This window comes from Chitinophaga sp. MM2321, from assembly GCF_964033635.1.
GTDB lineage: Bacteria > Bacteroidota > Bacteroidia > Chitinophagales > Chitinophagaceae > Chitinophaga.
The window spans coordinates 669701-692918 of record NZ_OZ035533.1; the positions used below are offsets into that span (position 1 = coordinate 669701).

14 protein-coding genes and 1 pseudogene are annotated in these 23218 nt (G+C 43.0%); 14 read left to right on the top strand and 1 reads right to left on the bottom strand.

Annotated elements, in window-relative coordinates; translation table 11 throughout:
• Positions 1 to 481: 481 nt before the first annotated feature.
• Entirely contained in the window at positions 482 to 1591 is a 1110-nt protein-coding gene (nagA, locus tag ABQ275_RS02470; RefSeq protein WP_349316687.1) for an N-acetylglucosamine-6-phosphate deacetylase, read from the bottom strand.
• A gap of 84 nt (positions 1592 to 1675) precedes the next feature.
• Here nagA and ABQ275_RS02475 point away from each other — a divergent pair, with 84 nt between their 5' ends.
• The 14 genes and pseudogenes from ABQ275_RS02475 (at position 1676) to ABQ275_RS02540 (ending at position 23210) form a co-directional block, all read left to right on the top strand.
• Entirely contained in the window at positions 1676 to 2272 is a 597-nt protein-coding gene (locus ABQ275_RS02475; RefSeq protein ID WP_349316688.1) for an RNA polymerase sigma-70 factor, read from the top strand.
• A 48-nt stretch (positions 2273 to 2320) separates the two neighbouring features.
• The gene (locus ABQ275_RS02480) at positions 2321 to 3481 is read left to right on the top strand and encodes a FecR family protein (protein ID WP_349316689.1); all 1161 of its coding nucleotides are present in this window, start codon (positions 2321 to 2323) and stop codon (positions 3479 to 3481) included.
• A gap of 309 nt (positions 3482 to 3790) precedes the next feature.
• A complete protein-coding gene (locus tag ABQ275_RS02485; protein ID WP_349316690.1) occupies positions 3791 to 7126 on the top strand; it encodes a TonB-dependent receptor in 3336 nt (1111 codons plus the stop codon).
• 25 nt (positions 7127 to 7151) lie between these two features.
• Positions 7152 to 8962: pseudogene (locus ABQ275_RS02490) on the top strand (RagB/SusD family nutrient uptake outer membrane protein).
• A 97-nt stretch (positions 8963 to 9059) separates the two neighbouring features.
• A complete protein-coding gene (locus ABQ275_RS02495; protein WP_349316691.1) occupies positions 9060 to 12044 on the top strand; it encodes a PVC-type heme-binding CxxCH protein in 2985 nt (994 codons plus the stop codon).
• A gap of 146 nt (positions 12045 to 12190) precedes the next feature.
• On the top strand, positions 12191 to 13927 hold the full coding sequence (locus ABQ275_RS02500) for a neutral/alkaline non-lysosomal ceramidase N-terminal domain-containing protein (protein ID WP_349316692.1): 1737 nt from the start codon (positions 12191 to 12193) through the stop codon (positions 13925 to 13927).
• A gap of 4 nt (positions 13928 to 13931) precedes the next feature.
• Positions 13932 to 15140 carry a nucleoside permease gene (locus ABQ275_RS02505; protein ID WP_349316693.1) on the top strand — a complete coding sequence of 403 codons (1209 nt, stop codon included), beginning with the start codon at positions 13932 to 13934 and terminating at the stop codon, positions 15138 to 15140.
• A gap of 479 nt (positions 15141 to 15619) precedes the next feature.
• Positions 15620 to 16222 (top strand): transposase, encoded by a 603-nt coding sequence (locus ABQ275_RS02510; RefSeq protein WP_349316694.1) that lies wholly within the window; start codon positions 15620 to 15622, stop codon positions 16220 to 16222.
• A gap of 470 nt (positions 16223 to 16692) precedes the next feature.
• Positions 16693 to 17169: a sulfatase-like hydrolase/transferase gene (locus tag ABQ275_RS02515; RefSeq protein ID WP_349316695.1), complete on the top strand. Its 477-nt coding sequence runs from the start codon at positions 16693 to 16695 to the stop codon at positions 17167 to 17169.
• Positions 17070 to 18020, top strand: a complete 951-nt coding sequence (locus tag ABQ275_RS02520; protein ID WP_349316696.1) for a sulfatase-like hydrolase/transferase — start codon at positions 17070 to 17072, stop codon at positions 18018 to 18020. Before ABQ275_RS02515 ends, ABQ275_RS02520 begins: the two co-directional genes overlap by 100 nt.
• 22 nt (positions 18021 to 18042) lie before the next feature.
• The gene (locus tag ABQ275_RS02525; protein WP_349316697.1) at positions 18043 to 19506 is read left to right on the top strand and encodes a Gfo/Idh/MocA family oxidoreductase; all 1464 of its coding nucleotides are present in this window, start codon (positions 18043 to 18045) and stop codon (positions 19504 to 19506) included.
• A 99-nt stretch (positions 19507 to 19605) separates the two neighbouring features.
• Positions 19606 to 20928: a sulfatase-like hydrolase/transferase gene (locus tag ABQ275_RS02530; protein WP_349316698.1), complete on the top strand. Its 1323-nt coding sequence runs from the start codon at positions 19606 to 19608 to the stop codon at positions 20926 to 20928.
• A 45-nt stretch (positions 20929 to 20973) separates the two neighbouring features.
• Positions 20974 to 22431, top strand: a complete 1458-nt coding sequence (locus tag ABQ275_RS02535) for a sulfatase (RefSeq protein ID WP_349316699.1) — start codon at positions 20974 to 20976, stop codon at positions 22429 to 22431.
• Positions 22432 to 22469: 38 nt separating this feature from the next.
• On the top strand, positions 22470 to 23210 hold the full coding sequence (locus ABQ275_RS02540; protein WP_349316700.1) for a DUF1080 domain-containing protein: 741 nt from the start codon (positions 22470 to 22472) through the stop codon (positions 23208 to 23210).
• Positions 23211 to 23218 lie beyond the last annotated feature (8 nt).

Below are 23218 nucleotides of genomic sequence, written 5' to 3' on the forward strand. Positions count from 1 at the left end.
CGGCACAGAGGCTTATTTTAAAATATTAGAGGAGAATGGAGATAGCATCATTATTCCCAGGTTTCACCGGCCAATTACTACGCTATTGTATACAAGAAAATATTCCCTATGAACTAAAGGATAATATCAAATGTGATACCTGCCACCAGCCATTTACGGGGTATGTTGCAATACCGACTCAAATGAAAAGGGGACAAATCATACTGATGATGATTTGTCCCCTCTTGCGGACCAGACGAGACTCGAACTCGCCGCCTCCGCCGCAACACGGCGAGCTGTATACAAAAGATGGCAATGTTGTACAATATATGAGCGTGCCGCCCGCCAATAATAAAATAAGGATGAAGGTGTTGTTTGATAGACCTTCTGTAGAGGAATTTGTGAATGATAGAGAAAAAGTGCTGACCGTTTTGATATTTCCTGACAAGGATACCACGGGTTTTTCTGAACCGCGGGAAGGCAACTTACAACTATTGAAGTACTACATCCGTAAAGTGGAAAATTTTTGTAAGTCGTTATTAAATAATGTAAAGACGGCTGGGTATCCTGGTGCCAGCGATCCGATTTCATTTTCTATTCCTAGCGCCTTCGCAGGTCTTATTGTGGCCATTTCGATGGCTTCTTGTAACGACACTCCCAGATGTCTTACCGCATTTCTTATGCCGTCCGCCAGCGATATAGTAGATCCTGCAAGATTATTCTCTGAATTTATATATCTTCCTTCTTCAAGACGCGCATTGAAGTTTTCCCAGATAAATTCTTTTATCTGTTCTCCTATAAACAGGGCATCTGATATCAGGAATAATTTTTCATTTTTTATTTGACTCGCAAATTTGGCGGTATTGTAATCGCAATGAAATCCGTCCAATATAATAGGTGCATAAACTTTTTTATTCATAAAACAGGCGCCTACCAGTCCCGGATCTCTGTGATGAAAACCCGACATGGCATTAAACAGGTGCGTTACTACTGAAATGCCTGACTGAAATGCCTTTTGCGCTTCATAATAAGTTGCATTTGAGTGACCGGCCGATATGGTAATGCCTGATTCCATTAGAAAGCTTAGTTGCTTTGACGTAAATAGTTCGGGAGCTAACGTGATCATTTTAATCAGTCCTTTGCCATGATCCAGTATCTGTTGCAATATTTCGTCGCTGGGTTTTTGAAGGTACTCTGGAAGATGAGCTCCCCTTTTTACGTGATTCAGGAATGGCCCTTCCAAATGTACTCCAAGTACACCGGAATGAGGGTGATTGGTTCGATGTATTTTTATTGCACTAATTCCTTTCATCATGTTCTCCAGCGAACAGCTGACGATTGTTGGTAAGGTATATGCCGTGCCCACAGATTCGAAAGCAGTAGCAATATCCTGAATCGCTTCGGAGTCAGGCGACTTGGTAAAGTGAAGATATTTTCCACCATTGATGTGAATGTCGATTAGGCCAGGTGAAAGATTTTCCGTGTAATACGATGCATCTTGCTTGTTGCCTTTTTCGATTGTAACTATCAAGCCGTTTGCGCATGTTATTACCTGGTCGTGAAGAACTGAATTTCCAGTAAATAAAGTGTGAGTGAAAATTGTGGTTTCCATTGTATTAATTAATTTATATTTAATTTCTTATTGGAGATAGTTTTTTTTGTTATTTTTGGTTAATACATTTTTTACTAAAGTAAATTGAATCAGCACAACGACGATATTGATATCGACTTATTTACGCGTCTATCACGAGGTGATGAAGCTGCATTTAGCGAAATTGTCCACTTTTATTATAAAAGGTTCCTCTCTGCCATTGTTTTCCTTACTAAATCTAAACCGGAAGCTCAGGACATCATGCAGGATGTTTTTTTAAAGCTTTGGTTGTACAGGAAAGACTTGCATACTGTTGAAAATCCAAAGGCATGGATAAGAAGAATCCTGTTAAATACTACTTCAAATCATATCAGGGCCCGACTAAGGTATGAGTTAAAGATAGAGAATTTAGCAGTACATATTCCTGGAAATGTAGAAATGATCGATGAGTTGGAAGCTTTGTCTACACAACGATCGATCGACAAGGCAGTTGACCGGCTGCCCCAAAAAAGAAGACAGATTTTTTTAATGAGTCGTCGTGAAGGACTGAGTCGTAAGGAAATAGCTCAGCAATTAAATATTTCGGAGAATACTGTCCGGAATCAGTTGGTTGAAGCATTAAATTTTATCCGCGAATACCTTAAGTGTGAAGGGATTGCGCTAACCCCCGCAATTATCATCCTCCAGAATTTCCTGTTATAATTTTTTATTGAATAGTACAACTGTCATGTGAGCGGTGTCTATACTATTGTGAAAGGAAACACTGACATTAGCCGTCTGCTACAAGGACATATAAATGGCTCTCTTACCAACGCTGAGAAAGAGCAACTGCTGGCGTTCCTGAGTAATCTGGATAACGTGGAAGATAATATGGACGCCATTAATAGTGTTTGCGAGCAATTTGTTGGTGGCCCGCCACTATACCTGGAAGGCGAAGTGGAAGAGATGATCCAACAGATTATTCAAACAAATAACATACCCCTCAAAACTTCAACTAACCCAACGCAAACAGGGAAGGTCGTATTCTTACGGGGAATGCGGTGGTTTAAATATGTCGCTGCGGCTCTGGTAATTTTGCTTGTGGGGTATTATCTGTGGCCCAATGCGGAGAAAACTAAAACGGATTTAGTACAGCAAATTTCACCATCGTTTAATGATACTCCTCTTGTGTCGGGAAGTGTACTTCTTACATTGAGTAACGGAGAAAAAGTAGCGTTAAGTAAGGTTAAGTCGCAGTCAATTAAAGAAGGAGACCTCCATGTTAAGAACGAAAATGGTACGTTGACCTACGAAAAATCGAATGTTGTTGTTTATAATACGGTTAGTACTCCTAAAGGAGTTCAATTTAATCTTTCCCTTTCGGATGGTACCGTTGTGCAACTCAATGCGGCGAGCAGCATTACTTTTCCTACATCTTTTTCCGGAGAAAATCGCGTGGTAAGAATCACCGGGGAAGCTTATTTTGAAGTGGCGAAAAATTCATCACACCCCTTTATTGTTGAAACATATAAAGATAAAATTACCGTATTGGGCACGCATTTCAATGTAAATGCTTATCCTGAAGAAGAAGGCGTGAAAACGAGTCTCGCTGAGGGTAAGGTGCGTGTGAATAATACTGTTTTGGTTCCCGGTGAAGCATATAAGAATAATGAAGTGATGCCTACAAATATTGCGCAGGATCTTGCCTGGAAGAATATGGTATTTGATTTTAATCAATGTGACCTGAAGGCCGTGATGCGCCAGATATCCAGATGGTATGATGTAGATATCGTTTATACGTCCGTAATTCCATCGATGCGTTTTTATGGTAAAATGGGGAGAGACCTCACCCTGGTGCAAATATTATCCATACTCGAAAAATCCGATGTTCATTTTAAGATTGAGGGGAAGAAGCTTATTGTAAGCAAATGATTATTTGAAACTACTAATTACAAGGTTGCCCTAACGAGTGCCGCTCCGAATACAAACGGGGACGGTGGTGCCGAGGTATGCCCATTAATACGTTTATTGGAATTTTTAATACTCAACCACAAGTCTATGTATCTAACAACTTCCTTTCGCCCTGATCTTTTTGTAAACAAAAGCGGGGTACGTTATCTGACCAAAATCAAAATGATGTTAGTGATGAGAATGACTATCTTCCTTTTAATCGCAACGCTAATGAGTGTGAGTGCGAAGGTTATTTCTCAGCCCATCAGCTTTTCTGGAAATAATGTTCCTATGCAGGAGGTTTTTAAGGCAATAGAAAAACAGACCGGGTTTGTAGTTTTTTGTAATTATGATTTGCTTAAATCAGCTAACAGGGTTACCATCGATGTGAAGAATATCCCGCTGATGGATTTTCTTACAGAAGTTTTTGAAGACCAACCGTTATCGTTCATGGTTGAAAATAGCACAATTGCTATTACCAGGAAATTGCCCGTCATTAAAAAGGTTGTAATGCCGCTTCCAATAGCTCCACCCATAACTGTTAAGGGTAGGGTGGTTGATGAGAAGGGCGAAGCTGTAATTGCAACAGTACTGGTTAAGGGAACAAAACAGGGAGTAGCGACTGAGGTGGATGGGCGTTTTACACTAAACAATGTGCCGGATGATGCGGTGCTTGTGATCTCGGGAATTAATATCACCAGCACAGAATTTCCTGTTAAAGGGCAAACAGACATCGTTATTCATGTGACCACACAAATATCTTCCATGTCGGAGATAGTGGTTACAGGCTATGCCAGTGAGCGGAAAAGTGATATCACCGGATCGGTTACTGTTGTAGATGTAGATAACGTGAAAGCTGTACCGGTGTCCAATCCTTCGCAGGCATTGCAGGGGCAGGCTTCAGGCCTGAATGTTATCACTTCGGGTGCACCCGGAGGGCGTACTGATATTTTTATTCGCGGTGTGACGTCTTTTGGGAATAGTGAACCATTAATAATTATTGATGGTATTCAGGGAGATTTAAGCAATCTGAATGTAAATGATATTGCTTCCGTCCAGGTTCTTAAAGATGCCGGAGCTGCATCTATCTACGGAGTGCGTGGCGCTAACGGTGTGATTGTAGTGACCACAAAGAAAGGGAAATCGGGTGATCCTGTATTTACCTTTGATTCATATTACGGCATACAACTGCCGAAATCGGGGAATGTATTCAATTTAATGCCCCCGACAGACTACGCTCAATTATTAAAGACGGTTAATCCTGGAACTATACTATTTGGTAATGGGTTGCCAGAATACACCTATGCAGGGCCTGGTATTGCGGGTGCTGCAAATGCAGGTGACCCCGCTGTGGACCCATCCAAATATAATTTTGATCCAATGGAACCGGAGAACGATTACCTTATTCAAAAAGTGAACCGAGGTGGTACCGACTGGTTTCACGAATTGTTTAAACCAGCACCTATTCAAAGTCATACTATTTCAGCCAGTGGAGGTAACGATAAATCTGTTTATCTTTTTTCCCTGGGCTATTTGAATCAGCAGGGAACGCTGATCGAAAGTTACCTCGAAAGATATTCTGTTCGGGTAAACAGCGAATTTAAGTTGGGCAAACATGTGAAGATTGGAGAAAATGCCTATCTGTATTACAAACGTAATCCCGGATTCAGCAATCTCAATGATAATAATGAAATTTCTAATGCTTACCGGATTATGTCTATGATACCTGTACGCGATATTATGGGAAATTATGGAGGCACCTGGCTTGGCCCTGAGCTTGGCTCCGTGGGTAACCCGGTTGCGACCAGAGAGCGTTCCAGGATGGAAAAAAACAACTTCTGGAATATGAGCGGTAATATCTATGCTGAAGTCAATTTTCTTAAGAATTTTACGCTGCGTACTACATTTGGGGGCAGGGTTGACAATCAGTATAGTTATAATTTTAACCACAATAAATACGAAGACAAAGAGCAGCATAATAATTATAACAGCTTTGATGAGAATGCATTATACAACAGCAGTTATACATGGACGAACACAGCCAGCTATCGCCAGCAAATAGACAAGCATAGTATAAAGCTTTTGGTTGGTTCGGAAGCTATAAAAAATTCCGGCCGTGCTGTTGGCGGGTCTGCCGCAAAGTTTTTCTCTACAGCTCCTGATTATCTTGTGTTAAACAATGGCACACTGAATGTGTCCAATTACAGCAGTTCTTATGTGAATACCTTGTTTTCATTATTCGGCAGGCTTGATTATTCTTACGATGATAAATATTTGGTGGGAGCAACTTTGCGGAGGGACGGTTCCTCCGTATTTGGATCTGATATGCGTTATGGAGTATTCCCGTCTTTCTCAGCGGGATGGAAAATATCGAGCGAAAGATTTATGGAGAGCGTAAGTTTTGTGAATCTGCTGAAATTCCGGGGTAGCTACGGTATACTTGGATCTCAGGCCAACATTAACGCGAGCAATGCCTTTTCTCTTTATAATTCAGGTTTTGGAACTTCCTATTATGATATCGGGGGCACAGGCTCCACCCGCCAAGGATTTTACCAGTCGAGTATTGGTAACAGGAAAACCAGTTGGGAAGAAGATGTGGTTACTAATATAGGACTTGACGCCACCATTCTTGATAATAAACTGGATTTCTCTATTGAATGGTATAAGAAATCAATTAATGGGTTGCTGTTTCCTCTTCCGCTTCCTGCAAGCGTTGGCGGGGCCACTCCGCCTACGGTGAATATCGGCGATATTCAAAACAAGGGATGGGATATTTCGGTTGCCTACCGTGGAAAATTTAATAGAGAGGTGTCGTACAATGTTGGCGTAAATATTACCACTTACAAGAACGAGGTAGTGAGTATTCCTGATCCTGGCTATTTTGATGTTTCTAATTCGCGTATTGGCAACCTTGTACGTAACCAGGAGGGGCATCCTGTTGGGTCATTCTTTGGTTACGAAGTGGTTGGGCTATTCAGAGATGATAATGAAGTTGCATCCTCTCCGGCACAAACCGACGCAGCACCTGGCCGTTTCAAGTACAGGGACGTGAACGGCGATAAGGAAATAACGCCGGAAGACCGTGTTTTTTTCGGCGACCCTAACCCGGATTTTACCTACGGCGTGAACCTGGGGGTGAGCTTTAAAAGATTTGATATTTCGGGAATGTTTTACGGCTCGCAGGGAAATGATGTTGTTAATTTTGTTCGCTATTTCACTGAGTTCTTCGGCTCAGCAGAAGGGCGTTCCAAAAGTAACGCTTTGAAAGATGCCTGGACTCCCGCTAATCAGGATTCGAAGATTCCGCTGGTAGAATATGCCAATAGCTTTAGTACCAACGGCACTTTTAATTCATATTTAAAAGAAGACGGTTCGTTTTTTAAACTACGCACTTTAACGGTGGGGTATACTCCTGATCTGGCATTGCTGCGTAAACTGGGTGTAAAAACCTTCAGAATATACGGCCAGGCAGTAAACCTTTTTACGCTTACGAAATATAAAGGTCTTGATCCGGAACTAACCGGAAGCATAGGTGGTGCCAACGCCAGTTCTTCATTTGGAATTGATTATGGTAATTATCCTAACAACCAGAAGAACTTTATTCTTGGCGCTAAGCTTACATTTTAATTCATCAGCTTGAAAATTTTTCAGTATGAAAATCTCATCTGTTTTGATATCGGCATTTATTGGCTTTTGTTTATTGTTCTCTACACTTGCTTGTAACAAAAGTTTTTTGACAAAGGAACCGCAAGGTTTGCTAAGTGAAGAAAATCTTACCAACAAAGCGGGGGTTAATGGCTTATTGGTCGGCGCCTATTCGTTGTTGGATGGTGTTGGTGGACCTGGAGCTGTGGTGGGCGTATGGTCGCAGTCGATCAGTAACTGGACTTTCGGCGGTGTTGCCTCCGATGATGCGCATAAGGGCTCGGAGTATGGTGATCAGACTGATCTTGAGTTAATAGAAAATTATACTGCAACAGCGGTGAATCCGTATTTCGATGGTAAATGGGGCGCTTTATACACGGGCGTACAGCGTGCAAATGATGTGCTCCGGGTGCTTGATAAGATAAAAGAAGGGGTTATAAGCGACGAAGAAGCACTTCAGATAAGGGCTGAAGCTGTATTTTTAAGAGCAGTTTTTCATTTCGAAGCGGCAAAGCTTTGGTTGAATGTTCCATATGTCACCGATTCCATTAGTTTTGAAAATGGAAATTACCAGGTTCCCAATACCGAGCCGGTATGGCCGAAAATAGAGGCCGACCTGATGTATGCCGCCACGAATCTCACTGAAACCAAATCTGAGATAGGAAGAGCTAATAGTTGGGCAGCAAAATCCTTCCTGGCTAAAGCTTATATGTATCAGCATAAATTTCAGGAGGCAAAGCCTTTATTAGCGGATATTATTCAGCATGGAGTGAATCCGGCAGGCGAGAAATATGACCTTGTCAGGTATTCTGATAATTTTAACCCTTCTACTAAGAACAGTGCTGAATCTGTGTTCGCCGTACAAATGTCGGTCAATGATAATTCCGGTGGAGCCAATGGAAATCTTGCGGATCAGTTAAACTATGGCGCCGGTGGGCCGGCAAACTGTTGCGGATTCTATCAGCCTTCTTTCAGTCTGGTTAATTCTTTTAAAACCGATCCAATTACGGGATTGCCTTTGCTGGATACCTGGAACGATTCGGATATCAAAAATGACCAGAGCATTGCATCATCCTCGCCTTTCGAGCCATATACAGGTACTTTAGATCCACGTATAGATTGGACTGTAGGCAGAAGAGGTATTCCTTATCTCGACTGGGGTATTATGCCGGGAGCATCCTGGATTGTTTCACAGGCTGCGGCCGGGCCTTATCTTCCTATCAAGCACATTTATTATAAAGCTAAGAGATCAACCACCTCTGAAGGCGGGGGGAACGTAAATTCAAATAATTATACAATGATTCGTTTTGCCGATATACTATTATGGGCTGCAGAGCAGAAGTGGAGATCGGATCATTGCAGAACGCGCAGGATTATGTGAACAGGGTTCGTAGTCGCGCCGCGAATCCTGACGGCTGGGTAAAAAAATATATTGACAATAATGACCCGTTGAAGGGATTTTCAAACGTCCCGGCAGCCAATTATAAAATAGGACTGTATACCGATCAGTTTGTAACGCAAGGGAAAGCGTTTGCCCGCAAAGCGGTTTGGTTTGAAAGGAAGATTGAGCTAGCAATGGAAGGGCACCGTTTCTTTGATCTTCAGCGATGGGATAGTAATAATAATGCTGGATATATGGCCGATGTGCTAAATGCTTATATTTTTCATGAAACCCACATATCCGGTTATAATTATCTGTACATGAATGGAGCAAAATTCGTTAAAGGTAAAAATGAACGTTATCCTATACCACAGGTGCAAATCGACCTCAGTAAAATCAATGGGGCTTCTGTGTTGCAACAAAATCCTGGCTATTAACGGATGTAAATTCCGGAAAATAGTTGTTATGATTTTTTATTGGATGCTGTTCGAAAAAGATTGAATTCGTATTAAGCTATATTTTTAAAACATGATAATGAAGAAAAATTCGAGAAATATTCTGCAGGGGTGTTTGCCTGGTATTTGTTTTATTTTTTTGATGGCAGCAGGTTGTAATAACAGACCTGCTTACCAGCCTACTCAGGCAGTAAAGGAGGCGCTCTCCTCCTTTACGCTTGCACCGGGATTTAAGATAGAACTTTTGGTAAGCGAGCCGCTGGTGAATGATCCTGTTGATATGACTATCGATGAGGATGGACGGTTATACGTTGTAGAGATGACAGGAGTGCCACACAATAAATCAAGAATAGGGAAAATATTGCAGCTTCTTGATACCGACGGTGATGCCGTAATGGATAAAAGTGTGGTTTTCGCTGATTCATTGGTTCTTCCATCTGGAATTACCCGATGGAAGAAAGGAATGATAGTAACAGATCCGCCGAATGTATATTATATGGAAGACACTGATGGAGATGGAATAGCTGATATTAAAGAGATAATGCTAACCGGTTTCGACACCTCCAACATCGAAGCGAATGTTAATAATCCGGAGTATGGATTAGATAATTGGGTTTATCTGTCAAGCCTTCCGGTAATAAAGGGAGGTAATATTCATTATGCTTCCGATTCAACTAGTTCAATACTTGAAGAAAGCACAATAAGGTTTCGCCCCGATAGACATCTGATCGAACCCATGTCTGGTACGTCGCAGTTTGGTTTGAGTTTTGATGCGTGGGGTAATCATTTGCTGGTAAATAGTGGAAATCATTTATACCAGGAAATAATTGCGTATAGGTATCTTCATCGTAATCCCAACCTGACCGCGTCTGGTGCTACTCAAACGCTGGCGCATCATCCCGAGGTATTCCCCATTACTAAAAATCCGGAGTACCAGATGTTAACCGATATAGGCGTTTTTACGTCGGCTTGTGGGATCACTGCTTATCTTGGAGGGGCTTTTCCAAAAGAATATAATAATAATGATATCACCTTTGTCGCGGAGCCGGCAAGTAATATTATTCATGCCGATAGGCTGAAAGATTCAGGAGTGTCTTTCATTGCTAAGCGTGTTTCCGAGCGAAAGGAATTCCTCGCATCCACTGATCCTTATTCTCGGATGGTCAATATGTATGTGGGCCCCGATGGTGCTTTGTATGTGATAGATATGTATCGTCAGATCATTGAGGGACCGGAGTTTATGTCGGAAGAAATGCTTAAAAAGGTAGATCTCTATAATGGGAATACCATTGGGCGCATTTACAGGATATCCGCCACTGATGCACCCGCTGCTGATTGGACAAAAGGGCTCCATTTGGGGAAAGCCAGTGAGAAGGAGCTGGTTGAGAAACTGAAGGATAAAAATAGTTGGTGGAGAATGAACGCGCAAAGGCTGCTTGTGGATAGAAATGATGATAAAGCTATTCCTGCGTTGACATCATTAGCGAGTGATCCTACATCTCCTCTGGGACGGCTCCATGCTTTATGGACGCTTGAAGGAATGAATAAGCTCGCTGCTCCGATTATCTTGGAGGCATTGAAAGATCCCGAACCGGGGGTTCGACAGAATGCAATCCAGTTGGCAGAGTTGCATATGAGCGCCGACGCGGTATTAATTCCTGCATTACTTGCTATGCAAAATGACGCTAATGAAAAGGTCAGGTTTCAGTTGTTATGTACGCTTGGTTCGGTAAACTCCCCTTTGGCCGCTGAAGTGCGGCAGAAATTGCTTTTCAGAGATATCAGTAATAACTGGATGCAGATAGCTGCGCTCAGTGCAGAGTCGTCACAAACTAATGTCTTATTGGATAGTATGCTCGCTAAATTCGATCCATCCGTAATAGCTTATGGATCGATGGTTAAATTATTGGGGGGGATTATGGCTAAAACGCAGGGCGTAGAGGCGGTTAAGCAATTAATTCAAAAAACATTATCAGATCCTTCAAAGGAGAAAAAAGGTTGGCAGGCACCTCTGTTGGCGGGATTATATACTGGGTTGGCCACCCGAATGCCTTTTCCGGAGCAACTAACATCAGAGCGCAATTTGCTCATCGGGGCAGCACTTGATCATCCATCTGGTTTGATAAGGAATAGTAGCGTAAATATTTTAAAATTAATGGGACTACCGGCGACTCCCGCAACAGCAACGGCCATGTTGAAAGCCAGGGGGAAAGCGTTGGATAAGAGCCTCGACCAGGATACAAGGGCAGATGCAATCGCATTCCTGAAAATCCGGAACCCGAAGCAATATGCAACGGAGCTGAAACAATTACTTACTCCCCAATCTCCCATGGAGGTTCAGCTAGCAGCGGTAAAAGCACTTGGTGAAATTCCCGGAGAAGAAATCTGTAAATATTTGCTGGATCAATGGAATGCTTTCACACCCGCAATAAGAAACGAAGCTATCAACACGTTTATCGGTAACCCAGGTCGTGTTAAATTACTGCTCGATAAAGTGGAGGCGGGCGAAATCAATCGTGGTTCTTTTAGCTGGTCGCAAAGTGTTCAACTCCGTGGAAGCGGCGAACAGATGAAAAGAGCACGGACATTGCTAACTGATAGCGACAATAAACGCAAAGCTGTTATTGAGCAGTACCAGGATGCATTAACATTGAAAGCCGATATAGCAAATGGGAAAAAGATGTTCCTGGCGAATTGTTCGTATTGTCACCAGTTAGGTAAGAAGGATGGTAGGCCTTTTGGTCCAGATCTTGGTACCGTTTACGCATGGCCGGTATCAGATATCCTGACAAATATCCTGGATCCGAACAAATCCATTGCTCATGGATTTGATTTATGGATCGCCAAGCTTAATAATGGCAAATCAATCCAGGGAATTATTACGGCGGAATCGCCCACGGCAATAACCATTTCAAATGCCGATGGAGAGGTTTCTAATATCGCCCGGCAGGATATTTCCTCGCTAACTGCGCTTGGCATGTCGGCCATGCCAACAGATTTTGAAAAGAAAATTGATAAACAGCAAATGGCAGACTTGCTGGCATTCCTGAAACAGCTAGGATGATTATTTGCAGAAGGATGCGATTTATCATTATCCATCAGTAAAAAAAGCATACGATGAAATTGATTACCCGACCCATTTTTTTGCATTTCTTTTTGACATGCACCGCCATCTTAGTTATATATGGATACGCTTATAGTCAGCAGGGCATGACTGCAAAGCAAACGGTAGATGTAGGTATCGCCCGCGTCGATATTACACCTGCAGAGCCTATACGCCTGACTGGTTATGGCTCCCGTACCAAAATAGAATCTGAGGGAATAATTGATCGGCTTCAGGCCAATGCGCTTGCTTTTGGAAAGGACCAGGAACACCCTTCATTGTTGATTACAGTTGACCTGCTGGGAATATCAGCGCGTCTGACTTCCAGGCTGGTAAAATCTTTATCAGAAAAATCAGGTCTCGATCCTGCGCAAATAGTTATTTGTGCGTCACATACCCACGGCGGTCCGGAAATTGGCAATGCCCTGAATATACTTCAGTACCGGCCGGGAAAATTCAGCGACTCATTGCTGGCCCTGGATCAGCTTTTACATATCGCCGGGTATACCGAACAGCTAAGCCGGAAGCTTGAAGAAGTGGCATTGTCGGCATTAAAAGACAGGAAACCCGCCTTCATTAGCTGGGGACAGGGACAGGCTTCATTTGCGCACAACCGGCGAACTGAAGGCGGCCCTACGGATCCCGCCTTGCCTATACTGAAAATAGCTAATGCCGATGGTACGCTACGTGCAGTGCTCGTTAATTATGCCTGTCATGGCACCACGCTCGAAGGGAATATCAATAAGATACATGGTGACTGGATAAGTGAAGCAAGACACCAGATCGAAGCTAATCATCCCGGCGCAATGGCGCTGATTGCAATTGGATGTGCTGGCGATGCAGATCCAAAACCCCGTGGCATTCCTGAAAATGTGAAACAAAACGCAAAGGAAATAGCTGACAATGTTGATAAGGTACTTGCTTCACAGTTGGAGCCATTGAATGCACCACCAGTGGGGAAAATGGTCCGGATTAAACTTCCTTTCGCACATATTTCCACAGTAGCAGAATTGATGGAAACAGCTAAACAGCAGGGAGAGGGAGAAGCATATTATGCCCGGCTGGCGCTTGAGCGCATACAAAGAGGAGACAGCATTGCATCAACATTGGATTACCCTGTTCAAACCTGGAACTTTGCCGACAAAATGGTGATGGTGAACCTGGCCGGCGAAGTAGTGGTAGATTACAGCATACGGCTCAAGAATGAATTTGGCGCAGAGCGGCTTTGGGTTAATGCTTATTCCAATGATGTTCCGTGTTATATTGCTTCAAAGCGTGTAATCAGGGAAGGGGGGTATGAAGGAGCATCGAGCATGCCTTACTATAATCAACCCTCTCCATTAGCTGAAACGGTTGAAGATATGATTGTTGACGCAGTACAAAGTATCATGCCTGAAAGCTTCAATGATAAAAGAGACACTGTGAATCACCAGGAGCTGATTATTAAAGACGAGGAGGGGGTACTTCATCTAACAGCATCCAGGGCAAAAGCTGTGGGACCCAATATAAAGTATATGCCTGAATGGAAAGCATTCGGCTGGTTTAACACGGATGACCAGGCGGAGTGGACGGTGCAGGTGGAAAAACCGACCAAGTACGCGGTGTATTTGAAATGGTCTGTTGCTGACAGTGAGGCGGGAAAATCTTTTCGGCTTAAAGCTGGTGGGCAATCGTTGAAGGGGAAAATTGCCCGCTCGGGATCGTGGTTTACTTTCAGAAAGGAGAGAATAGGTACGCTCAATTTGAGTGCCGGCGTGCATAATTTTGTTTTTTTATCGGGTTCGGAGAAAGAGAAGGGTGCTATGTTGGATCTTGCAGAATTGACCCTTACGCCTATTAAATAATCAAATGAGAAAGCTAATCCGATTCAGACTGTCCATTTTGATGTTTTTGGAATATTTTATATGGGGTGCATGGTATGTTACCATGGGGGCTTATATTTTTTCTAATTTTAACGGGGATGCCGTATTTGTTGGATCTGCATACGCAAACCTCTCCATTGCTGCCATTATCTCCCCGATTTTTATTGGATTGGTAGCAGATCGTTATTTCCCGGCGCAGAAAGTTTTGGGTATTCTTCATTTGCTTGGAGCGGCTACGTTGCTATGTATTAGCAATGTGTCCGAAGCTAATGCATTCTGGTGGCTGATCCTGTTATATACGCTTCTGTATATGCCCACAATGGCCCTTGCCAACTCCATTTCTTTTTCGCAGTTGCAGGACGCATCGAAAGATTTTCCGAAAATCAGGGTTTTAGGAACTGTTGGTTGGATCGCAGCAGGACTGCTAATCGGGTTTATGAAAATTGAAACGGATGCGCTCACCTTTCGTATAGCAGCAATAGCATCGTTACTGCTTGGTGTTTATAGTTTTTCGCTTCCCAATACACCTCCTCAAAGAGGTGGGAGTACCAAGCTGTCTGTTCTTCTCGGGCTAGACGCGTTCCAGTTATTTAGATCAAGATCATTTACCGTATTTTTCCTATCATCTGTTGCCATTTGCATTCCGCTGTCATTTTATTATAGTTTTACGAATTCATTTTTAAACAATATAGGGTTTGAAAATGCTGCGGGGAAAATGACGATAGGGCAGGCGTCCGAATTTGTTTTTATGGTATTAATTCCATTCTTTTTTCGCCGTCTCGGAGTGAAAAAAATGCTAATGATTGGTATTGGCGCATGGATCATCAGATACATATTTTTTGCTTGCGGAAATACAGGTACGAATTTGTGGATGCTCTACGCAGGGATTGTGTTGCACGGCGTTTGTTTTGATTTCTTTTTTGTAACCGGTCAGATTTATACCGATAATGCTGCAAAGGATACGAACAAAAGTGCTGCACAAGGCATTATTACCCTCGCTACCTACGGCTTTGGCATACTGATCGGCTCCTATATTTCGGGTTTTGTAACCGAACATTATACCAATATTGTTGGCGGAACTAAAATATACAATTGGCAATCCATTTGGCAGGTACCAGCATTGATTGCTGCAGTTATTCTTTTGGCATTTGCCACATTTTTTAACGATAAAAATGAACGACAGGGGAAAACCTGATATTTATTGAACTTGTTTAATTAATATAAATAATATAAGAGAAAAATCGCGTGTGCGGGTGGTAGGTTACGGCAATATGCGATCGGCTCATGCTGTGACCCCAGGATCAAATGGAGGGGGAATATGCGGACAAGTATCGACGGGTAAATCGAAAGCAGCATTGAACGACAGGCTGGGTAGTAGTCAAGGTGATGCTGAGTTTAGTATTTATTTAGAAGAAAAGAATATTGTACCCGTTGAGCATCAGCATAAAAAACTTCACGCAAAAGATTTTCTTGCGCCCTGTTGCCGTTCAGGATTTCCCCATCCGCAGAAAGCGGGTTACCTTATATGCAACGCTTCTCCGGTGGGAGGTTGTAACCACCGGAGAAACCGTCACAAGGGATTGGGAAATAGTAAAAAAAGGAACGTGGATGCCAGAGGAATTCGCGGCTTTTTTAAAAGGATTACTTAGATAATTACCCATCAGCCCCGTTTAGTTGGGCCATTTCTTTCAAGTCGATGGAAAACAACTCGGGCAACAATATAAGCATCATTTAAGCGATTTTATTTGCTGGGAACAGAAAGGACACTGTTCGGAATGGATGCTTTTGAACCGGGCCTACGAGCAGGCTAAAATCCACAAGACCGTCTATCAGCCTGAATTATTGCCCAATGGGGATACCGTAAAACAACTACTAGCCAGGAGCAGATATCTACTCTTTAAACATCCCCGACTTTGGACCAGAGATCAACAACAACGCGCGGAGCTGCTGTTTACACGTTATCCGGTTATACGTAAAGCTTACCAACTCTCATTAAGATTAGGCGAAGTATACAGAAAATCCAAGTGCAAAGAAGAGGCTTTTAAAAAGCTGGCATTGTGGTATAATGATGTCGAATCGGCAGGTCTGTCATCCTTTAAAACCCTTCCCAGGGCTATACAAACCCATTATCTGGAGATACTGAACTTCTTTAATAACAGGAGTACTAATGCTGCTGCGGAATCCTTTAATGCTAAAATAAAAGCCTTTAGAAATGCACTTAGAGGTGTTAGGGATGTGCCGTTTTCCCTTTACAGATTAACTAAGTTATATGCTTAATTTTTTTGTTGATCCCCCAGGCTTTCAACTTGATCCCCATATCCGTAACGCCTGCCTTCAGTAATTTCTCGTAAACCCATATTGCCCACTTGATTACCAATCGGCCCTACGTATTTTTAATACGAGGATGCTTTCTTTACTCACTTGCAGACCGGGCTGATTTATTCGCTTTTTTTACCCATGCGGTCTGCAATGGACAGCAAATGGATGAAAAAGTTGGTAGAACCTCCAGTCGCAGTATAAAAGTATTTTCAACCCGTTACCTCTTTTTGGGATTTTTCTTGTCTTATGGGTGGCAGAAATATTTTACGCATTATTTTTTGTGAGTATAGTAAATTAATAATGTGAGCAAATCGGGACTGACTTATTTATTGGGGGTTTATTTAAATAAAGCCACCAGTATAAATGAGCGGGGATGAATGGATAGAATAATATGCTACGACCAGAACAGATTATTAAAAGAAGTACTTATGTCTATTCAAAAAATAAATTTCAGGCTTTTGATCGTGCAGCTTTGTTTGATACCATTGGTGACGCAGGCGCAAAGGAACACATCAGCAGCTAAACCCAATATCATCTTTATTTTAGCCGACGATTTAGGATATGAAACTTTGCAAGCGAACGGGGGATCATCCTATAAAACGCCACAGCTGAATAAAATGGCACAAGCAGGTATGCGTTTTACGGAATGTAGCGCTAATCCGTTATGTACCCCTTCCCGGGTGCAATTGATGTCCGGAAAGTATAATTTCCGTAATTATAAAGGGTTTGGGATTTTAGACCCTGGTGAAACAACGTTTGCCCATTTATTAAAACAGGCTGGCTATGTAACTGCTATTAGCGGGAAGTGGCAGTTACTGGGGTCACAGCAACAACAAGCATCGCAGGACAGAAGGGGGCATATCCTCAAAATAGCGGGTTTGATGATTATTTTCTTTGGCAGGTAGAGCCGGTCAACCCCGATCCACGGTATAAAGACCCGGTTATTTATACCCGCGATGGAAGTAAAAGTTTTCAGGGTGAATATGGGCCGGACCTGTTTGCTGCATTCGCAAAAAAATTCATAGAAAAAAACCGGGATACTTCCTTCTTTCTCTATTATCCAATGGTACTTACCCATGACCCTTTTCAGGCTACTCCCGATAGTCAGGATTTTTCCGCTTCAAAGGCGAAAGATAAAAGTAGTCCCGCCTATTTTGGAAGTATGGTAGCGTATATGGATAAAAAAGTAGGAGAGATTATTAAGACAGTTCAGGAACAAGGTATCAGCCGTAAAACATTAATAATTTTTGCGGGAGACAATGGCACCAGCCCGAGCATCATCTCTGTTTTAGATGGTAAGGAAGTGAAGGGAGGAAAAGGACGCACTACGGTATATGGCACGCATGTGCCGCTCATCGCATACTGGGAAGGTGTCGTTAAACCTGGACAAGTAAATCATAATTTGATTGATTTTACGGATATCCTGCCCACATTTTTAGAAACAGCCGGAAAAGAAAAGCCTGCAGATTTTCATACAGACGGGACTAGCTTTTATGGTCAGTTATTAAACAAAAAAAATGCCGCCAAAAGAGACTGGGTTTTTTGTGCTTATGACCCCAAATGGGGTTCTTTTAAGCCCGCTACCTGGATTCAGGATAAACAGTGGAAACTATACCAAACAGGCGAATTTTATGATCTTCAGCAGGATCCCGAGGAAAAATATGCCATTCAAACTACCAACCTGACCCCACGGGAAATGGCTGGAAAAGAAAAGCTCAAACAACAACTGTTAAACATACTTCAACCCGGAAGATAATTATTATAAAAAAGTAACGACTATGTTAAAAAAGGAAAATAGCAACGATTCTCCCCAAAATTCGAGACGGAATTTTATTAGAAATGTCGGCGCGGCTGCCGCAGGGTTTATGATTGTTCCGCGTCATGTACTGGGTGGCAAAGGCTTTATTGCACCAAGTGATCGCCTGGTTATCGCTGGGGTGGGCGCCGGCGGAAAGGGGCAATCGGACATTGCGAATTTTTATAAAGGCGGCAAGGCGGAAATAGGTTTTCTATGTGACGTTGACGACAGGAAAGCAGCCACTTCAATCGCTAATTTTCCAAAAGCAAAATATTATAAAGACTGGCGCGAGCTTTTTGATAAAGAATCAAAAAATTTTGACGCAGTGTCTGTATCAACACCGGATCATAACCATGCCATTATCTCTCTTTCCGCCATGCAATTAGGTAAACATGTGTATGTACAAAAACCCCTTACCCATGATATATATGAGGCGCGTATATTAACTGAAGCCGCTCGCCGGTATAAAGTAGTCACCCAGATGGGCAATCAGGGAGCTTCCGGAGATGGCGTGAGACAATTACAGGAATGGTATGACGCCGGCATCATTGGCGAGGTAAATACAATTTATTGCTGGACTAATCGGCCGGTTTGGCCGCAGGGAATCCCCTGGCCTTCTGAAAGTGCGGCGATCCCCAAAGGTCTGGACTGGGATCTATGGCTAGGCACAGCCCCCTATAAAGATTATGTTGACAAAGTAGTGCCTTTTAACTGGCGTGGATGGTGGGATTATGGAACCGGCGCTCTTGGCGATATGGCCTGTCACCTGATGGAAGCGCCTTTCCGTGTATTAAAACTTAAATATCCGACCGCAGTTGAATGTAGCGTTGGAAGTGTATATGTAAATCAAAAACAAGCTTATTATCCGGATAGCTGTCCGCCATCTTCGCATGTTGTCATGAGTTTTGAATCGCGCAAAGGCAAAACACCGCTAAAACTGCATTGGATGGATGGTGGTATTCAGCCCGTACGTCCGGAAGAACTCGAACCAACCGAAATGATGGGCGGCGACGGAGGCAATGGTGTTTTATTCATTGGTACCAAAGGGAAAATGATGTGTAGTACCTACGGAAAGGATCCTAAATTGTTACCACTGTCCCGTAATAATGAAGTGAAGGTAAAGCATACCATTCCTTTAGTGCCTGGTGGAGAAGCCGGACATTATACAGAATGGGTAGAAGCGGCTATTGCAGGCTATGGTAAAAAAGAACTCAGTTCCGACTTTGCCGTGGCTGGTCCGCTTACGGAGGCAGTATTGATGGGTAACCTCGCAATAAGAAGCCATAGTATACAGCGGCCAAGGGCTGACGGTAAAGGAATGAATTATCCCGGCCGCAATATCAAAATGCTGTGGGATGGCGCTAATATGAAGATCACCAACTTTGATGAAGCCAACCAGTTCGTAAAACGCGCATACCGCGAAGGATGGAAGCTGACTGTTTAATCCTTATGTGAACAGGTAGATAATTTCAATGATTGTATTTCTTAGCTCGGTTTAAGTACTATGGCCATATCGTGCACATTAACTATTAATGTTAAACTTATGAAATTGAAAAGCATATTCATCCTCCTCCTGATGATAGTGTCAGGTTCTTCCAATGCTTTGAGCAGGAGTGAGGATCCATATAGTACCGGTAAGGCTAAAAAAGTAAATATCATCCTGATAATGGCGGATGATATGGGATATGAATGCCTGAGCAGTTATGGAAGCGCATCCTATTATACGCCGAATCTGGATAAACTGGCAGGTATGGGCGTGCGGTTTGAAAATTGCTTTTCTCAGCCCCTGTGCACGCCGTCCCGCGTAAAGCTCATGACGGGGAAACATAATTTTCGCAACTACCGGGTGTTTGGCTATCTGGATCCAAAGGAGAAAACTTTTGGGAATTTATTTAAAGATGCAGGTTATAGTACCTGCATTGCGGGTAAATGGCAACTGAACGGTATCTCCGGGAAAAAGCTGCCCGGATGGGAGGATGTATCACGCCCTAACCAATTCGGGTTTGATGAATATTGTTTGTGGCAGTTGCAAAACGAAAAATCAGAAGGAGAGAGGTATGCCAATCCATTGATTGTGCAAAATGGGAAAACACTGTCGAGAAACGACGATCAATACGGTCCTGATATATTTAGCAATTATATCCTCGATTTTATGGACAGAAAGAAGAATGAGCCGTTCTTTATCTACTATCCTATGGCATTAGTGCACGACCCCTTCCTGCCTACACCGGTAAGCCGTAAATGGGTGGATCCTGCCAGCCGGCACAAGAATGATAACGATAACTTTAAAGACATGGTTGCCTATTCAGATATGATCGTTGGGAAGATTGTGGACAAATTGAACAAATTAGGACTGGCAGAAAATACGCTCATTATTTTTACCGGTGATAATGGAACGAATGTCAAAATAACTTCTAAAATGAAGGATGGCCGCATTATAAAGGGCGGTAAGGGAACCCTTACAGACGCAGGTACCCGGGTCCCTTTGATTGCTTATTGGAAAGGAAAATCATTGAAAGGAGCGGTCCATGTAAGCCTCGTTGATTTCAGCGATGTTTTTCCTACCCTGGCGCAGGCCGCAGGCATAGCTATCCCTGCAAACCGCGTGTTGGACGGGCAGAGCTTTCTCCCGCAGATACTCGGTAAGCCTGGTCCGGTGAAAGAATACGTGTACGTTGATTATCAACGCAAGGCTTTTGTACGAGATCATTCTTTCAAACTGTATGACGATGGTCGCTTCTATGATATGAAAAATGATGTGTTGGAACAAAACCCTATGCCCCCAGCTGATATCAAGGGAACGGCACTCGTGGCAAAGAACAAGCTCCAGGAAGTAATGCAGCAGATGCCTGTGTTGAAAAAGTAATGCGCTGACTTAAATTATTTCGTTTAATTCAAAAATTTAACAGAAATGAAAAGGAATAAAATATTCTTTTTAGGATGCTGCGTGCTATTGATGACAGTCGTTCAGGCGGGCTTAGTATCCGCAAAGGAGGCCAAACCAAAACCACCACCTAACATCGTATTGATCTACGCGGATGATATGGGTTATGGCGACTTAAATTCTTTTGGTGCATCTCAGTATATAACACCCAATCTCGACAGGCTTGCTGCGCAGGGAATGCGGTTCACCAGCTTTTATGTATCTCATGCCATTTGTTCTGCTTCGCGCGCTGCATTACTTACCGGCTGTTATTCAACCCGCGTGGGAATTGGTGGGGCATTGTTTCCCAAATCGCCAATAGGATTGAATCCAGAGGAAGAAACCATCGCAGAAGTACTGAAGAAACGTGGGTATACCAGTGGAATCTTTGGGAAATGGCACCTTGGCGATAACCGGAAATTCCTGCCTTTACAGCAAGGGTTTGATGAGTATTTCGGTCTTCCCTATTCTAATGACATGTGGAACTACAATTATGATGGAAAACTTAAACCCAATGCGAAATTTCCGCCGCTTCCATTGATGAACGGGAATGACATGGTGAGAGAGATTGCTACCATGGAGGATCAGGCGCAATTGACAACATTATATACGGAACGCGCAGTTGCTTTTATTAATAAAAACAATAAAAAACCATTCTTCCTCTACCTTCCCCATTCGATGCCGCATATTCCGATCGCCGCTTCCAGCAAGTTTAAAGGAAAGTCTGACCTGGGTGCCTATGGCGATGTAATGATGGAAATTGATTGGTCTGTTGGACAAATTATGGAGGCCCTCAGAAAAAACGGTATTGATGATAATACCTTGGTTATTTTCACCTCTGATAACGGCCCATGGCTCAATTTTGGGAATCATGCAGGTTCTGCCGGTGGCCTCCGCGAAGGAAAAGGAACCACCTGGGAAGGAGGCATGCGGGTGCCTTGTATCATGAGATGGCCCGGACATATTCCGGAAGGCGTTGTTTGCAATAAGATAGCGTCAACAATTGATATTCTTCCAACCTTGGCCAACATGGCAGATGCTTCACTCCCCGTAAATAAAATTGATGGAGTGAATATACTTTCATTAATGACAGGCGATCAAAAAGCCAATCCACGGGAAGTATTCTTGTATTATAATAACCTCGACCAACTGGATGCTGTCAGGAAAAATCAATGGAAACTTGTTTTTCAACATCCATCGCGAACATACGTGGGTTTTGCACCGGGAAAAGACGGATCCTCCGGAAACGTTGGTAATGCACCGGCACTGACAGCACTGTACGACATGCGCCGTGATCCCGGCGAACGTTATGATGTGAAAGACCAGAACCCTGAAATTGTCGCAACACTTACGACAATCGCTGACGCAGCCAGAAGTGATCTTGGTGATAAACTTATGAATATCAAAGGCGCTAATGTTCGCGAACCCGGAAGAGTTGATAAGTAACAAGGAGGCATATACGTTAACCAATAAACGAAAACAGCATGACTGAAACGATGTTTAAATTTTATGCGAAAGCAGCACTATATATTGTATTGATCATTTTGCCGGGAACCGTCGTTTTGTCCCAGCAAACCGAACCTACATTGGTACAACCGGGCGTAAATGGGAGCGCGCCTGCCGATGCCATCGTATTGTTCGATAAAGGCACCCTTAACATGTTTGAAAGTAAAAAGAAAGCGGGAGGACCGGCAGTCTGGAAAGTAGATGGCAATGAATTTACCGTAGTTCCCGGAACGGGCCCGATTCAAACAAAAGAAAAATTTGGCGATTGCCAGCTGCATATTGAATGGAAAACGCCCATCAAAGATGTAACAGCAGGTAAAGAAGGACAAAATTCAGGAAATTCAGGCATCTTCCTAATGAGCAATTACGAAGTCCAGGTTTTAAATTCACACCTGAATAAAACCTATCCTGATGGACAGGCCGGCTCCATTTACAAACAATATCCTCCGCTGGTCAATGCTTCCCTTAAACCGGGCGAGTGGCAGGTATATGAAATCATCTTCACGGCGCCACGGTTTAATAGTGACGATACAGAAAAAACACCGGGCGCTTTCACCGTTTTTCATAACGGAGTGCTTGTCCAGAATCATGTAATATTAAAAGGCCCTACCCATCCGGTAGAAAAGAAATCCTCGCTTAATCAAACAGCATTTCCATTGTTGCTGCAAGACCATAAGAGTGAAGTCAGCTATCGGAATATTTGGATCAGGAGATTATAATGCATGGC

Coding starts and splice junctions, on each gene's coding strand:
- nagA (WP_349316687.1), bottom strand. CDS start 1,591: ATGGAAACCACAATTTTCACTCACACTTTATTTACTGGAAATTCAGTT.
- ABQ275_RS02485 (WP_349316690.1), top strand. CDS start 3,791: ATGCAGGAGGTTTTTAAGGCAATAGAAAAACAGACCGGGTTTGTAGTT.
- ABQ275_RS02495 (WP_349316691.1), top strand. CDS start 9,060: ATGAAGAAAAATTCGAGAAATATTCTGCAGGGGTGTTTGCCTGGTATT.
- ABQ275_RS02500 (WP_349316692.1), top strand. CDS start 12,191: ATGACTGCAAAGCAAACGGTAGATGTAGGTATCGCCCGCGTCGATATT.
- ABQ275_RS02505 (WP_349316693.1), top strand. CDS start 13,932: ATGAGAAAGCTAATCCGATTCAGACTGTCCATTTTGATGTTTTTGGAA.
- ABQ275_RS02515 (WP_349316695.1), top strand. CDS start 16,693: ATGTCTATTCAAAAAATAAATTTCAGGCTTTTGATCGTGCAGCTTTGT.
- ABQ275_RS02525 (WP_349316697.1), top strand. CDS start 18,043: ATGTTAAAAAAGGAAAATAGCAACGATTCTCCCCAAAATTCGAGACGG.
- ABQ275_RS02530 (WP_349316698.1), top strand. CDS start 19,606: ATGAAATTGAAAAGCATATTCATCCTCCTCCTGATGATAGTGTCAGGT.
- ABQ275_RS02535 (WP_349316699.1), top strand. CDS start 20,974: ATGAAAAGGAATAAAATATTCTTTTTAGGATGCTGCGTGCTATTGATG.
- ABQ275_RS02540 (WP_349316700.1), top strand. CDS start 22,470: ATGACTGAAACGATGTTTAAATTTTATGCGAAAGCAGCACTATATATT.